Here is a 15,329-nt window from a genome sequence, read left to right on the forward strand (position 1 = left end):
GAAACTTACAACACTGTCCGTGGCCACAGCGCACTCGGTGGACTACCTCCCACCAGCCGCCTGTAACCAACCTCCTGGCCGGGTACACCTAGGAGACCGCTTCGGTCACGTTGGCGGCGTCGATCTCCAGCACAGCGGGATGAGAGAAACGGGCCGCGGTGACCAGAGGGTGGGCCCGGCCGTCCTTGACGAGCTCACGACGGGCTGAGACCTCTGTAGCGGCGTCCTGCAGCAGGTCGTGGGTGATCTGGCGGCCCTCGTCGGACTTCAGGGCCGAGGACTGCACACGTGGGTGGCGGAGAACATCGCCCGGACGCTGATCGCGCACGCCGTCAGCAGCGAGCGGTACACCGGTCAGGATCCGGCCCGCGCGTTCGAGCTGACCCTGGAGGAGCACACCCGAATCGTCGAGGCAATCTCGGCCGGCGACCGCGAGGCAGCGCGGATAGCGATGAGCGAGCACATCCTCAGCTCCTGGCAGCGCCGCCGGCTGCCGTCGGCGAAGAAGCGTGCACCGCACCAGACGAATCGCAATTAATTTTCATAGACCCTTGATTTCGGACTCTCCGATCGGTAACTTTTTGCACACCCGATCGAGGGAGATCCGATGCACCACTTCCAGGACCAACCGCGAGGGCGCTGGTGACCGCCGCGCCCCGCATCAGCCGCCGCAGCCTCCTCGCCGGAGGGCTCGGCGCCACGGCCCTCACGGCACTCACCGGCTGCGGCGGACGCTCGTCCTCGCCCGCCACCACGCTGAACGTGTGGGGCGGCGTCCCTGCGGAGTCGGGTCCGGCCGACCTGATCGCGGCCTTCGAGGAGGCCCACCCCGAGTACACGGTCAACTACACCCGGTTCATCAACGACGACCGCGGCAACCTCAAGCTCGACACCGCGCTGCAGGGCGGCGTGGACATCGACGTCTACATCACCTACCCGATGGAGTCGCTGGCGCTGCGTTCCGGCTCGGGCATGGGGCTGGACCTGACCGACCGGGTCGCGGCAGAGCCCGGGTTCGAACCGTTCCTGGAGACTGAGGCGCCCCGAGCCTTCTGGCAGGACGGGCGGATCACGGCGCTGGCCACAGCCCGCTCGCCCCGGTTCATCCTGCTGAACACCGCGCACCTGGAGGCCGCCGGGCTCGAGGTCCCGTCGGAGTGGACCGTGGAGGAGTTCGTGGCCATGTCCCGTGAACTGACCACCGATGGACGCTACGGCTGCTACAGCCTGCCGGACCTGCCCCGTATCGAACTCGGGCCGAACTACTGGTACACCGACAGCGGCGACTCCAACTTTTCCCACCCGGTGTTCCTCGAGCACATGCAGCTCAGCCGCTCGCTGATCGACGAGAGTGTCCTGTTCCCCTGGACCGAGGTGCTCGCCCGGCACCTGGAGGTGTTCCAGCAGAACGGCTTCGTCGCCGAGGAGTTCAGCCTCTGGGCCACCGAACCGTTCAGCCTGCGCTACCTGCAGGACCCGGAGGAGTACCCGCACGACTTCACCGTGGCTGCGGCCCCGATGCCCACCGTCGGACCCGACAGCTGGAACAGCGGGCCGTTCGGAGACTTCCTGATGATCAACTCCAAGTCCACCAAGCAGGACCTGGCCTGGGAGTTCATCCGCTTCTACATCAAAGAAGGCCCGCCCTACCTGGCGCCCGGGGGCCGGATCCCCACCCTGGAGAACGTGGAGGACGAGACCGTGCTGACCGGCCTGCTCGGCGAGGACGCCGACGACTGGTTCGACGTCGACTCCTTCCGCCGTGTGCTCTTCGAAGACGAGACCGAGCTGTACGTCGACACGAACCTGACCGCCTATCCGGAGATCGACCTGGCCTACCAGCAGCAGCGCGACCTCTGCCTGATCGGCGAACGCTCACCACAGGCCGCGATCGACTCGGTCGACTCCCAGGCCCAGGCGGCGATCGACCGGTTCGGGAAGGAGAGCTGATGGCGGTCTCGGTCGCACCGGCAGCCCCGGCCCCCAGCGCTCCGGCGAGCCAGGCCGGGCCGCGCGCCCGGGCCGGTTGGCTGTTCATCCTGCCGAACCTGGTCGGCGTCACGCTGTTCACGTTCGTCCCGCTGCTGTCGGTCGTGGTGCTGGCGTTCACGGACTGGAACCTGGTCTCCGGGCTGGGCGGGATCGAGTTCATCGGTGTGGACAACTTCGTGCACGTGGTCCAGGACCCGACGTTCTGGGGCAGCGTCGGGCGCACGATCATCTATGCCGGGCTGAGCGTGCCGCTGACCGTGGCCAGCGGGCTGGCGCTCTCCCTGGCACTGGACCGCGACATCCCCGGCCGGGGTGCGTTACGGGCGATGTTCTTCATGCCCTACATCGTCTCCACGGTCGCCGTGGGGATGACCTGGTTGATGCTGATGAACCCCTCCGCCGGAGTGGTGAACCAGTTCCTGGCCATGCTTGGCCTGGCGGACCTGCCGGGCTGGTTCGCCTCCTCCTACTGGGCGTTGCCGGCGTTGATCATCATCGCGATCTGGAGCGGCCTGGGCTACGCGGCGGTCATCTACCTCTCCGCGCTGCAGGATGCTCCGACCGACCTGTACGAGGCGGCAGAGGTCGACGGCGCCGGGCCGTGGCGTAGGTTCCGCACCATCACCTGGCCCTCGCTGCTGCCGACCACCGTGTTCCTGCTGGTCACCCTGTTCATCGGCACGTCCCAGGGCTTCGGGCTGGTGGCGCTGCTGACCTCCGGCGGTCCGGGCGACTCCACCACCGTGCTGCCGTACTACATGTACCAGACCGGTTTTCAGTTCTACCGGTTCGGCTATGCCGCCGCGATCGGGTTGGTCACCTTCGTCGGCGTGCTGCTGCTGACCCTGGCGATGTGGCGGGCGCAACGAGGAAGGGCTCTGCATGACTGACACCGCTGTCCGCCCACGCCCCGCCGCCCCGGCAGTCCCCCGCACCCGCCGCACGCCGCGGCAGCGGCGCGCTACCCGCAACCGCTGGCTGTGGGCGGTACCGATGTGGCTGCTCGCGCTGGCGTTCCTGCTGCCGTTCGCCTGGATGCTGTCCACCTCGCTGAAGGCCAACGCGGACGCCTTCACCGTGCCGATGCAGTGGATCCCGGATCCGTGGCGCTGGGACGCGTTCGTGGAGGTCCTCACCGGTGAGGGCTCGATCGTGCCGGCGTTCGCCAACTCTGTGGTCGTGGCCGCAGTGCGGGTCCTCGGCGAGGTGCTCACCGCGACGATGGCCGGCTACGCGTTCGCACGGTTGCACTTCCGCGGCCGGGACAAGGTGTTCCTGGCCTATCTGGCCACCTCGATCATCCCGGCCCAGCTGCTGCTGGTGCCGCGGTTCATCTACTTCCAGCAGCTCGGCCTCTACGACACGCTGTGGGCGCTGATCTTGCCCGGGATGTTCACCGTGCTGGGCACGTTCTTGATGCGACAGTTCTTCGTGGGACAACCGGCGGCGTTCGCCGAGGCAGCACGGATCGACGGTGCGAACGAGTGGCAGATCTTCTGGCGGTTGTACCTGCCGATGGCCACGCCGGTGATGAGTGCGCTCGGCATCCTCACCTTCGTCTGGTCCTGGAACGACTACGAGACGCCGCTGGTGCTGATCTCCAGCCCGGAGGCCTACACCCTGCCGCTGAGCCTGGCCAGCTTCACCGACGAGCAGGGGGCCATCTCCGCGAACCTGACCATGGCCGCATCGGTGGTCTCCATCATCCCGGTGCTGATCGTCTTCCTGGTGCTGCAGAAGCGGTTCGTGCGGGCACTCACGCACACGGGGATCAAGTGAACGCCCCGACGACCCGGCCCGCACCCGGGGGCAGAGGTTTCGGCGAGAATGGCGCAGATCCGACTGCCCCACCCTCCACCACGTCACCGGGAGCACCGATGGTCCAGGACCAGCCCGATTCCCCAGCCCGACCGCCACGGCCACAGGCGGACGACGCCAGCCCACTGCAGGCGCTGCGGGACGCGCTACCCACCCTCACCGGGGCGACCGCGCGCGCTGCCGCGCACATCGTCGCCGCCCCGGCCGAGGCGAGCCGGATGCCGATCACCCAGCTGGCTGCCGCCGCCAAGGTCTCCGCCGCCACCCTGACCCGGCTGGCGGGGCTGCTCGGCTACACCGGGTTCCCGGCGCTGCGGGCGGCGATCGCGACCGAGCACGGCCGGGAGGTGCAGGGCGGCTGGCAGCAGGACATCGGCACCGCCATCAGCCCGGAGGACGACGCCCAGGACGTGCTCAACGTGCTCGTGGCAGCCCAGACCCGGTCCACCCGGCACCTGATGGGTGCCCTGGACCTGGACGGCGCCTCCCGCGCAGCCGGCTGGATCGCTACCGCCGGGCGGATCCACCTGTACGGCGAGTGGGGTGATGCGGTCGCGCTGCACGAGCTCTACCTGCGGCTGCTGCGCATCGGCCGCCCGGTGTGGTGGCACGAGAGCCAGCAGGCCAGCCGGGTCGCGGCGAGCCTGATGGGGCCCGGGGACGTGGCGCTGTGCCTGTCCCGCTCCTCCGAGAACGCCGCCGCCCTGGAGTTCTGCCGGCTCGCCGCTGCCCGCGATGCCCACACCGTCGCCATCGTCAGCGATCCAGAGTGTGCGCTGGCCCAGCAGGTGGACGTCGCACTGGACACCGGCACCCGCGAAGGTGAGGCCTGGACCGACTACTTCGCCGGCCGGGCCAGCGACACCCTGGCCGCCGCGCTGCTGTGGGTCCTGGTCGCCCAACGCATCCCCGACGCGCTCGGGATCGAGTTCGTGATCGGTCCCGCCAGCGCAACCCCTCCCCCACCGACACGAAGCTGAGGAGCGAATGACCACCCCAGACCGAGACATCCCCACCGAGGAGATCCACGCCGACCTGACCGTCGTCGGCGGGGGCCTGGCCGGCGTGTGCGCCGCGATCGCCGCGGCCCGGCAGGGCGCCCGCGTGGCGCTGGTGCAGAACCGGCCGGTGCTGGGTGGGAACTCCTCCAGCGAGGTCCGGGTCTGGGTGTGCGGTGCCACCGCGCACGGTGTGCAGCACTATGCCCGCGAGACCGGGATCATGGGTGAGCTGTTCGTGGAGAACCAGTTCACCAACCCCGAGGGCAACCCCTACTACTGGGACCTGGTGGTGCTCGAGGCGGTGCGCGCCGAGGAGAACATCGAGCTGTTCCTGAACACCGACGTGCGCCACGTGCAGGCCACCGGACCAGAGCCGGAGCGCCGGATCGAGTCCGTGACCGGCTGGCAGATGGGCTCCGAGCGGTCGCTGCGGTTCACCTCGCCGGCGTTCGTGGACGCCAGCGGTGACGGCCTGGTCGGCTACCTCGCCGGGGCCCGGTACCGCACCGGCCGGGAGGCCCGTGCCGTGTTCGGGGAGTCCTGGGCACCGGAGGTCCCGGACGACAACACGCTCGGCTCGACGATCCTGTTCTACACCAAGGACACCGGGCGGCCGGAGAAGTTCGTGCCGCCCTCGTTCGCCGTGGACATCACCCGGACCCCGATCCCCGAGCTGCGCGGTATCCGCGTCGATGCCAACGGCTGCGACTACTGGTGGATCGAGTGGGGCGGCGAGCTAGACGTGGTCGCTGACAACGAGCGCATCCGGGACGAGCTGCAAGGGGTGATCTACGGCATCTGGGACCACATCAAGAACTCCGGTGATTACGACGCGGACACCCTCACCCTGGAGTGGATCGGCGCGGTGCCCGGCAAGCGGGAGTACCGCCGGTTCATCGGCGACCACACGCTGGTGCAGGACGACGTGCTCGGCCAGGAGCTCTTCGATGACCGGGTCGGCCACGGTGGCTGGTCGATCGACCTGCACCCGCCGGGCGGGATGTACGCGACCGAGAAGGGGTCGCGGCACTGGCACCCGGACGGGAACTACCACATCCCGTTGCGCAGCCTGTACTCGGCGAACGTGAGCAACCTGTGGCTGGCCGGGCGGACGATCTCCGCCTCGCACGTGGCCTTCGGGACGACCCGGGTGATGGCGACCTGCGCCGTCATCGGCGAAGCGGCCGGGACCGCAGCGGCGCTCGCGGTCCAGCACCAGGTGACCCCGCGAGAGCTGGCCACCGAGCAGATCACCGCCGTGCACCGCGCCCTGGTGCGCGCCGACGCCTCTGTGCTCGGCGTGCCGCACACCGATCCCGAGGATGCGGCGCTGACCGCACAGGTGGGCGCCTCCTCCACGCTGCGCACCCTGGCGGCAGGCCCGCCGACCGACACCTGGCCGCTGACCGACCACCTGGGCCTGGTCCTGCCCGCCGACCCGACCCTGGCACCGATCGAGGTGCTGCTGGACGCTGCCGCCGACACCGAGCTGGTCGTCGAGGTGCACCAGGTGGCCCGGCCGCAGAACTACGTGCCGCACCACCTGGTGGACACCGTGACAGTGTCCGTGCCGGCCGGCGAGAAGCAGTGGGTCACCCTGCCGCTGGCCTGGGACCTGCACGAGGCGCAGAACGCGTTCGTGGTGCTGCGGGCGAACGAGCACGTGCGCCTGCACACTGCGGACGGGCCGCTGCCCGGGGTGCTCACCCTGACCCACCGCGAGCTCCCGCCGGAGGAGGCCTACACCGAGCAGTGGTGGGCGTGGAAGCAGGTGCTGCAGCGCGGGTCGGTGTGCCTACGGATGCTCGAGCCGACCGAGGCGTTCGCCCCGGAACGGGCCGTCGGCGGGTACGCCCGGCCGTGGGCCGGACCGCAGATGTGGATCTCCGAGCCGCTCACCCGCGACCCGAACCCCTCGCTCGAGCTCACCTGGCCGGAGCCGGTCACGGTGGCCGAGGTGGCGGTGATCTTCGACGACGACCTGGACGAGGACCTGATCAACCTGCACCACCACCGCACCCCGTTCGACGTGCTGCCCACCCTGGTGCGCGACTATCGCATCGAGGTGCGCTCGGGCGAGAGCTGGCGCACAGTGGCCCAGGAGTCCGACAACCGGCACCGGCACCGCCGGCACCGCCTGCCCGAGCCGGACCAGGCGGACGGCGTCCGGCTGGTGGTCCAGGCCACCAACGGTGCCGAGTCCGCCCGGGTGGTCTCGCTGCGCACCTGGCAGCGCTGACCCACCCCTCCCCCACCCCTCCCAGTCGCGCAGCACGATTGCTCACCAGTCGCGCTTCGGTCAGCACGTTTGCTCACCCACTCCGGTGACCCAGGTCACGTGCAGAACGGCGTGATCGTGCCGTTCTCTCCGTCTGGGCCGGTCGGCCACCGCTCATGTCGCTGACTTTCAGCTGTGCTCCGTTGCGCGTCAATGCTTGCCGGCGTCGCAGGGCCCGGATACGTTGTGGGCGTCATCGCCCAGGGCGGCCTCGCACGAGGTTGCGACACCGTCCCGGGCGATCACGGAGGCGCCACGGGGGTACCTCCGCACGCTGGTCCCGAGGGAGAGACTTGTGAGTGCACGAATGGCAGCGTTGACGCCTCACCGGGTGGAGCACCGGAGGCCACGGCCGCCCGCACCGCGGCGGCCACACCGAGCACACCGGCGGTGCCGCCGATGACCGCGCAGGTCTCGGCCGCGCCGCAGGCCACCAGCCGCCCGGGTACGCCGAACGACCGCCGCCGGGTGATCAACCGCCGGCGGATGCGCAACCTGGGCATCTTCGCCCTGCTCGCCGGCCCGAACGTGCTCCTGCTGCTGGTGTTCGTGTACCGGCCGCTGCTGCTGAGCTTCTACTACTCGCTGCTGCAGTGGAACATGGGCTCCCCGGTGGCCCGGTTCGTCGGCCTGCAGAACTACGTGCGCTGGTTCACCGACCCGGACACCCCGCAGATCATGGCCACCACGGCGATCTTCGCCGTCGCCACGGTCGGCGGGGCGCTGGTGCTCGGCCTGGCGATGGCGCTGCTGCTGAACCGCAAGCTGTGGGGGCGTGGGGTGGCGCGCACCGTCGCCTTCGCCCCGTACGTGCTCTCCGGGATCGCCGTGGGCATGCTGTGGCTGTACATCTTCGACCCCCGCTACGGCCTGCTGTCCACCCTCCTCGGCGCGATCGGGGTGGACTCCCCGCAGTGGTACACCGCCTCCCCCTGGGCGCTGATCATGATCATCATCGTCTACCTGTGGAAGCACATCGGCTACGTAGCGCTGATCTACCTGGCCGGGCTGCAGGGCATCCCGCAGGACCTGCGCGATGCCGCGTCCCTGGACGGCGCCACGAAGCTGCGCACGTTCGGCTCGGTGGTGCTGCCGCTGCTCGGCCCGGTGACGTTCTTCCTGCTGATCACCACGATCCTGTCCTCGCTGCAGTCCTTCGACCTGATCAAGGCGATGACCGACGGCGGACCGCTGGGGTCGACCACCACGCTGATGTACCAGATCTACGTGGAGGGCTTCCAGACCGGCCGGGCGGGCTACGCCTCCGCCTCGGCAACCATCCTGTTCATCATCCTGCTGGTGATCACCGCTGTGCAGCTGAAGTACATGGAGAAGAAGGTGCACTACGCATGAGCACCACCACGACCGCGCAGCGCACCCGAGCACCTCAGGCCCCCGAGACCGCGCAGACCAGGCCGAACCACCGCCGTCGACCGTTCCGGGCGCACCTGGACGCCGGCCTGTACCTGATCATGGTGGCCTCGATCCTGGTGATGGCCGTACCGCTGATCTGGATGTTCCTGGCCAGCTTCAAGGACAACGGCGAGATCTACTCGGTGCCGTTGCAGTGGCTGCCGGACCAGTTCGCGTTCTTCAACTACGAGCAGGTCGCCACCAGCATCCCGATCGGCCGGATGTTCCTGAACAGCCTGGGCATCACCATCGCCGGCGCCGGGCTGAAGGTGTTCCTCGGCCTGTGCTGCGCCTACGCGGTGGTCTTCATCGACGTGCCGCTGCGCAAGGCCGTGTTCGTGGTGGTGCTGTTCGCCCTGCTCATCCCGGGCCAGATCACGATCATCCCGAACTACTCGCTGATCGCGAACCTCGGCTGGCTGAACACCTACCAGGGCATCCTGGTCCCCGGGCTGGCCAGCGCGTTCGGCACGTTCCTGTTCCGCCAGCACTTCCTCTCCCTGCCGATCTCCGTGCTCGAAGCAGCCCAGATGGACGGCGCGAACCACTGGCGCCGGCTGTGGCGGTTCGTGGTGCCGATGTCGGTGCCCACGATCGCCGCCGTCGGGCTGATCTCGCTGGTGAACGAGTGGAACGACTACCTGTGGCCGATGCTCGTCACCGACAACACGGACACGATGACCCTGCCGGTCGGGCTCACCCTGCTGCAGAGCCTGGACGGCATGCAGGCCTGGGGAGTGCTGATGGCCGCCACTGTCGTGGTCACCCTGCCGATGCTGCTCATCTTCCTCATCCTGCAACGCCGCCTGGTTGCCGGTCTGACCGCCGGCGCCGTGACCGGCTGACCCCCGCCGCACCCACCCTCAAGGAGACGACCATGTCCTCAGCCCGCAACCGCCTCACCCTCCCGGACCGCCGCCTCGCCCGCCCCACCCGCCGCCAGCTGCTGCAGCTGAGCGGTCTGGGCGCCGCCGGCGGGATGCTCGCCGCCTGCGGTCCCTCCCTGGGTGGTGATGACGGCGCCGAGGAACCCGCCGAGGAGATCGACTGGGCCAGCATCGAACCAGCCTCGGAGATCACCTGGTGGTCCAACCACCCCGGTGAGACCAAGGACCTCGAGACCTCCTACATCGAGGCGTTCAACGAGGAGTACCCGGAGATCACGATCAACCTGGTGACCGCCGGTGCCGGCTATGACGAGATCGCGCAGCGGTTCCAGGCAGCCTCGGGCACCGACGAGATCCCGGACCTGGTGATCGCCTCGGACGTGTGGTGGTTCCGCTACTTCATCAACGGCCAGATCATCGCCATCGACGACGTGTTCGCCCACCTGGAGGTGGACACCAGCGACTTCGTGGAGACCCTGTTCAGCGACTACGAGTACGAGGGCAAGCACTACGCCGCCCCGTACGCCCGCTCGACACCGCTGTTCTACTACAACCGGGACATCTGGTCCGCGGCCGGGCTGCCGGACCGCGGGCCGGAGACCTGGGAGGAGCTGCAGGAGTGGGCACCGGCGCTGCGCGAGCACGTGCCTGCCGACGGCCAGCCGCTCGCACTGAGCATCGGCCCGTCCTGGTCCGGCTGGTGGTTCTCCAACATCATCTGGGGCCAGGGCGGGGCGATGAGCGAGGAGTGGACCGTCACCCTGGACTCCGAGGAGGCGATCGCTGCGGGCGAGTTCGTGGTGGACATGTACAACGGCGAGAACGCGTTCGCCGGGTTCGGCTCGGACACCAACGCCGACTTCCAGACCGAGATCTTCGCCTGCCTGGTCGGGTCCACCGGGTCGCTGACCGGGCACCTGGAGGCGGCCGACTTCGAGGTGGGCACCGCGTTCCTGCCGAACGGGCCGGCGGACGTGCCGAACGTGCCCACCGGCGGCACCGGGCTGGCGATCCCGTCCTCGCGCACCCCGGAGCAGCAGCTGGCCGCGGCGATGTTCCTGAAGTTCCTCACCGAGACGGAGAACACCGCTATCTTCTCCCAGGAGACCGGGTACATGCCGGTGCGCACCTCGGCGATCGAGAGCGACACCATGGCTGAGGTGTATGAGGAGACCCCGCAGTTCCGCACCTCGGTGGACCAGCTGCAGGAGAAGACCCGGGTGCAGGACTGGGTGCGGGTGTTCACCCCGGGCGGGGACCAGATCATCACCGACGGCATCGAGGAGCTGGTGCTCGGTGGCGGCACGCCGGAGGACGTGTTCCCGAACGTGACCACCCAGCTGGACCGGGCGTTCGAGGACAACGTCGAGCCGTACCTGTGACCGGCTCTGGCGCGCCGGGGCGCAGCAGGCAGAGCATGACGGCGGAGCCCGGGGTGCTCGTCGTGGCGCACCGGGGCAACTCCTCGGCAGCACCGGGGAACACCATGCCCGCAGTGGAAGGAGCCTGGCGGGTGGGGGCGGACCTGGTGGAGGTCGACGTGCGGATGAGCGCCGACGACGTGCCGGTGGTGATCCACGACGAGACCGTGGACGCCACCACCACCGGGTCCGGGACGGTGGCGTCGATGACCGGTGCGCAGGCCCGGGCGCTGGACGCCGGGTCGTGGTTCTCCCCGCGGTTCGGTGGCCACCGGGTGCCGCTGCTGGCAGAGGTGGCAGGCTTCCTGGCCAACCACCGCGGCACCGACCTGCTGCTGGAGGTGAAAGGGGACCTGACCGTGCCGCAGGCCAGGGCGGTGCTGGCCACCCTGGAGGCCGCCGGCATGCAGGAGCGCACCATCGTGCAGACGTTCTGGCCGCAGACGATCCGCGCGCTGCGCACAGTGGACCCGCACGTGCGGTTGGGGCTGCTGGTCGGCAGCCACGTGGCACCGGAGGAGGTGATGCTGCCGCTCGCTGCGGAGGTGGACGCGTTCGCGTGCAACCCGCGCTACGACCTCATCGAGCGCGACCCCGGTGTGGTGGCGGCGATCCACGCGGCCGGGATGCAGGTGTACGTGTGGACGCTGAACGAGGCCGACGCCTGGCGCACGGCCGTGGCGTGGGGTGTGGACGGGATCATCACCGACCGCCCGGACCGGCTCGCCGGGTGGCTGACTGCGACCACAGCCGCGGACCGGCCGGCGCCGGCGGTGGTGTGAGCGGCGTCCTGGACCGCTCGTGAGTCACTTGGCTGGGGCTATAGCACCAGCAGGTTTCCGCACGAGCAGCGGCTGACCGGACAGATCGCGCCGATGCTGCCACGATGGAGAGATGATCGAGAGCAGCACCGGTAGCAAGCTCGCGATCGTCGGCGCCGGTTCTGTGGGGTCGACGCTCGCCTACGCCGCCCTGATCCGCGGACTGGCGCGGTCTGTCGCACTGTATGACATCAACTCCGTCAAGGTGCGTGCCGAGGCGCTGGACCTGCGCCAGGGGCTGCAGTTCGTGCCGGCCGCGCACGTGGAGGGCTCGGACGACGTCCAGGTCTGCGCAGGGGCGGACATCATCGCGGTGACCGCGGGGGCCAAGCAGCAGCCCGGGCAGACCCGCCTCGACCTCGCCGCCTCCACCACGAAGCTGATGCGCACGCTCATGCCGCAGCTGGTCGAGGTGGCCCCCGACGCCATCATCGTGATGGTGACCAACCCCGTGGACGTCATCACCTATGTGGCCCAGCAGCTGACCGGGCTGTCCCCGCACCGGCTGTTCGGCTCGGGAACGGTGCTGGACTCCGCCCGGCTGCGCGGCCTGATCGCCTCCCGGTGCGGGATCGCGGTGCAGAACGTGCACGCGAACATCGTCGGCGAGCACGGTGACAGCGAGATCCCGCTGTGGAGCACCGCCACGGCCGGCACGATCCCGGTCACCGAGCTGATCGACGAGGCCGAGCGGGCCCAGATGGCCCACGACGTGGTGCACGCCGCCTACGAGATCATCGACGGCAAGGGTGCCACCAACTACGCCATCGGCGTCTCCGCGTGCCGGATCCTCGAAGCGGTGCTGCGCGACGAGCACCGGGTGCTGCCGGTCTCCACCCGGGCGGACGGGCACCACGGCATCGAGGACGTCTGCCTGTCCATCCCGTCGGTCGTGGGTGCCAGCGGTATCGAGCGGCAGCTGCACGTGCCGATGTCCGAGGAGGAGATTGCGGGGCTGCGCGCCAGCGCCGAGGAGATCCGGGCGGTGGCCCGCAGCCTCGGCTTCTAACCCCCGTTCGCGAACGCCCGCCTTCGCGGCGAGCAAGCGCTTCCCGGCCGCACGAGCGAGCGCTCGCGAGGGGTACGCCTTCGACCACACCCGCACCAGAGCACGCCGAGCAACACCTCTAGCCCGGCCGCCTCCAGGCTGGTCTCGCGCCCCAGTCCACACCCCACCCGCCCGGCGCTGTACCACGCCCGCCTTAGCCCGCACACTGGACCCATGCCCCACACGATGCGTGACTACCTCGCGAGCCTCTCCGAGGAGGAGCTCGCGAGCATCATCGACAATGCTGCCGACGCGGGTGCACCCATCCGCAGCCTGGACGAGCTGGCCCAGCGCCTGCAGCACCCTGGCACGGTGGTGCGAGCCCTGCAGTCGGGTCCGCTGCCACGGATCCAGCTGCTGGAGGCGGTCACCGCACTCGGTCTCACCCTGGATCCGGTGTCGCTGCGGATGGTCCTGGACACCGGTGGCCGCAGCGAGGAGGACCACCAGGCACAGATCGAGCGGTGGCTGGCCGATGCGATGAGCGTCGCGCTGCTGTGGATCGACGAGGACGGTCTGCACCTCAACCCGGCGGCGCACCAGGTGCTGCCGTACCCCCTGGCGGACTCCCCGTCGTTGGCCGGTGAGCTCCCGGAGCTGACCGTGGACCAGCTGCGCCGGATCGCCACAGCCTGGGGCGTCTCGCCGGCGGGCCGTAAGGCAGAGCTGGTGGCGCGACTGAGCGTCACGCTGGACCAGCAGCTGATCCGCAGGCTGCTCAGCGAGGCTCCGGACGGAGTGCTGGACACCTTGACCACCGAGGTCACCCACGCCATCGAGCTCGCACAGCAGGGCGACCTGGCGGAGGAGGCCCAGCAGCGGTACATCCGCTCCATCCTCGGCCCGGGCGGCCGGGAGGCCTTCGCCCGCCGGCAGGAGCTGCTGCGCTGGCTGCTCGAGCACGGCCTGGCGATCGGCTCACCCTACGACGCGCTGAGCACCGAGGTCCCGACAGAGGTGCTGCTCGCTCTCGCCCCCACTGCGTTCCGGTTCCCGTTCGACCCGGAGCCGCCGGTGGTGGCCACCGCCCCGGTGCCGGACCAGCAGGCCGGCCGGTCGGCCGCGGCAGCGATCGCCCAGTTCCTGGCCAGCGCCACCGCAACGGTGGAGGCCACCACGCGCCGACCGCTGACAGCGAACAAGACTGGCGGTATCGGCGCCCGGGAGCTGAGCCGGCTGGCCAAGGAGGTCGGCGCCGAGACGGCCACCACCCGGCTGGCTGCGGCCACGGCCGCCTACGCCGAGGTGCTCGATGTGCTGGATGACGGCACCCTCGGCGGCAGCCCGTCAGTGGAGGACTGGCGCCGCCAGGCTCCGGCGCGGCGCGCGTTCAGCCTGATCCAGTCCTGGCTGCACCTGACCCTGCCGCCGTCCTGGGACCGGGACGCCGGCGGTTCCTTCCTGAGCCTGCTCTCCCCCAAGGTGCCCTCCACCGGTGTGCCGCTGGGGCTGGTGTGCTGCCTGCTCGCGGCCGCGCACCCCGGTGAGGGGCTCACCTCGGCGGCGGACGTGCGGGCCGTGATCGACTGGGAGCACCCGACCGCGGACCTGCCGCCCGGCACGGTGGAGCGCGCCTGGGCGGAGGCGCACGAGCTCGGGCTGCTCGCCGAGGGCCGGCTGAGCACGATCGGCGAGGCGGTGCTGGAGCAGGACGAGGAGCGTGCGCTGGCGGCCCTGTCGACGATGCTGCCGGAGGTGACCAGCCAGGCACTGTTCGGCTCGGACCAGACGGTGATGGTGCCCGGCAGTCCGCGCCCGGACGTGGTGGACGTGCTCGATGCAGTGGCCGAGCGAGAGGCCCGCGGTGCGGCGAACACCTGGCGGATCACCGGTGCCAGCGTGCGGGCGGCGTTGGACGCCGGGTACCAGGCGGAAGAGCTGCTCACCGCGCTGCGCACGATCGCCGGCAAGGAGCTGCCGCAGGCGATCGAGTACCTGATCGGCGACGTGGCCCGCAAGCACGGTCACCTGGGCGTACGGGCCGCGGCAGCGGTGGTCACCAGCGAGGATGAGGCGCTGCTGGCCGAGGTGGTGGCCACCCGCGGGCTGCGCAGGCTGGGCCTGTCCCTGGTGGCGCCCACGGTGGCGGTCTCTGCCGAGCCGGTCGGGGAGGTGCTGCGCGCCCTGCGGGCGGCAGGGTTCCTGCCGATCGAGGTCGACGACGGCGGTGCACCCCTCGTGCAGGTCCGTCACCTGTCGTTGGCGGGCGAGCAGGCGGAGGCGCACGAGCCGGCGGAGCTGGACGAGCTCAGCGAGGGCGCCGACGCTGCGGACCTGGCGGCCATCGAGCAGCTGGCGCCGTCCCGGCCCTCCGGGCTCGCCGAGCGGGAGGACCCGCAGGAGATTGCCCAGCGACTGCTCACCGGCGGCGATACCGACCTGGCCCCGGTCTCCGGCCTGGAGCAGATGCTGACGAACCTGGCTCGGAGGCTGTCCGCGGCCGAGGTGCACGAGCTGGCCGACGCCACCGAGCACGGCCGGCCAGTGGTGATCGTCTACCTCTCCGGCACGGGCAGCACGAGCCGCCGCATGGTCTCCGGCCTCTTGGTGGATGGCCCCCACCTGCTCGCCTACTGCCACGAGCGCCAGGACGAGCGCACCTTCCGCCTGGACCGGATCCTCTCCGTGGAGCCGGTCGGCTAGCCTCCCA

General features: G+C 70.1%; 13 protein-coding genes. 12 read left to right on the forward strand and 1 reads right to left on the reverse strand.

Annotated features, from left to right (window positions below):
• Positions 1-88: 88 nt before the first annotated feature.
• Positions 89-286 (reverse strand): hypothetical protein, encoded by a 198-nt coding sequence (locus tag K338_RS25715; protein ID WP_022919496.1) that lies wholly within the window; start codon positions 284-286, stop codon positions 89-91.
• 6 nt (positions 287-292) lie between these two features.
• Between K338_RS25715 and K338_RS0117705 the strand changes: the two genes are divergently transcribed.
• From K338_RS0117705 to K338_RS0117760, 12 genes are all read left to right on the forward strand, one after another.
• Complete coding sequence (locus K338_RS0117705) at positions 293-538, forward strand: FCD domain-containing protein (RefSeq protein WP_022919497.1); 246 nt, start codon at positions 293-295, stop codon at positions 536-538.
• Between the two features lie 104 nt (positions 539-642).
• Positions 643-1,950, forward strand: coding sequence for an ABC transporter substrate-binding protein (locus tag K338_RS0117710; protein ID WP_022919498.1), 1,308 nt, complete (start codon positions 643-645; stop codon positions 1,948-1,950).
• On the forward strand, positions 1,950-2,882 hold the full coding sequence (locus K338_RS0117715) for a carbohydrate ABC transporter permease (protein WP_022919499.1): 933 nt from the start codon (positions 1,950-1,952) through the stop codon (positions 2,880-2,882). Before K338_RS0117710 ends, K338_RS0117715 begins: the two co-directional genes overlap by 1 nt.
• Positions 2,875-3,771, forward strand: a complete 897-nt coding sequence (locus K338_RS0117720) for a carbohydrate ABC transporter permease (protein WP_022919500.1) — start codon at positions 2,875-2,877, stop codon at positions 3,769-3,771. The genes K338_RS0117715 and K338_RS0117720 overlap by 8 nt, the downstream gene beginning before the upstream one ends.
• Before the next feature lie 98 nt (positions 3,772-3,869).
• Positions 3,870-4,790 (forward strand): MurR/RpiR family transcriptional regulator, encoded by a 921-nt coding sequence (locus K338_RS23730; protein WP_022919501.1) that lies wholly within the window; start codon positions 3,870-3,872, stop codon positions 4,788-4,790.
• Positions 4,791-4,797: 7 nt separating this feature from the next.
• Positions 4,798-7,050, forward strand: a complete 2,253-nt coding sequence (locus K338_RS0117730; protein WP_022919502.1) for an FAD-dependent oxidoreductase — start codon at positions 4,798-4,800, stop codon at positions 7,048-7,050.
• A gap of 438 nt (positions 7,051-7,488) precedes the next feature.
• Positions 7,489-8,442, forward strand: coding sequence for a carbohydrate ABC transporter permease (locus K338_RS0117735; RefSeq protein WP_022919503.1), 954 nt, complete (start codon positions 7,489-7,491; stop codon positions 8,440-8,442).
• Entirely contained in the window at positions 8,439-9,347 is a 909-nt protein-coding gene (locus tag K338_RS0117740) for a carbohydrate ABC transporter permease (protein ID WP_022919504.1), read from the forward strand. Before K338_RS0117735 ends, K338_RS0117740 begins: the two co-directional genes overlap by 4 nt.
• A gap of 32 nt (positions 9,348-9,379) precedes the next feature.
• Positions 9,380-10,771 (forward strand): ABC transporter substrate-binding protein, encoded by a 1,392-nt coding sequence (locus K338_RS0117745; RefSeq protein WP_022919505.1) that lies wholly within the window; start codon positions 9,380-9,382, stop codon positions 10,769-10,771.
• Positions 10,772-10,806: 35 nt separating this feature from the next.
• Positions 10,807-11,592 (forward strand): glycerophosphodiester phosphodiesterase, encoded by a 786-nt coding sequence (locus K338_RS0117750; protein ID WP_022919506.1) that lies wholly within the window; start codon positions 10,807-10,809, stop codon positions 11,590-11,592.
• A 112-nt stretch (positions 11,593-11,704) separates the two neighbouring features.
• Entirely contained in the window at positions 11,705-12,640 is a 936-nt protein-coding gene (locus K338_RS0117755) for an L-lactate dehydrogenase (protein ID WP_022919507.1), read from the forward strand.
• Positions 12,641-12,853: 213 nt separating this feature from the next.
• Positions 12,854-15,322, forward strand: coding sequence for a helicase-associated domain-containing protein (locus K338_RS0117760; protein ID WP_022919508.1), 2,469 nt, complete (start codon positions 12,854-12,856; stop codon positions 15,320-15,322).
• The last annotated feature ends 7 nt before the right edge of the window (positions 15,323-15,329 follow it).

The organism is Ruania albidiflava DSM 18029 (assembly GCF_000421225.1).
Classification (GTDB): domain Bacteria; phylum Actinomycetota; class Actinomycetes; order Actinomycetales; family Beutenbergiaceae; genus Ruania; species Ruania albidiflava.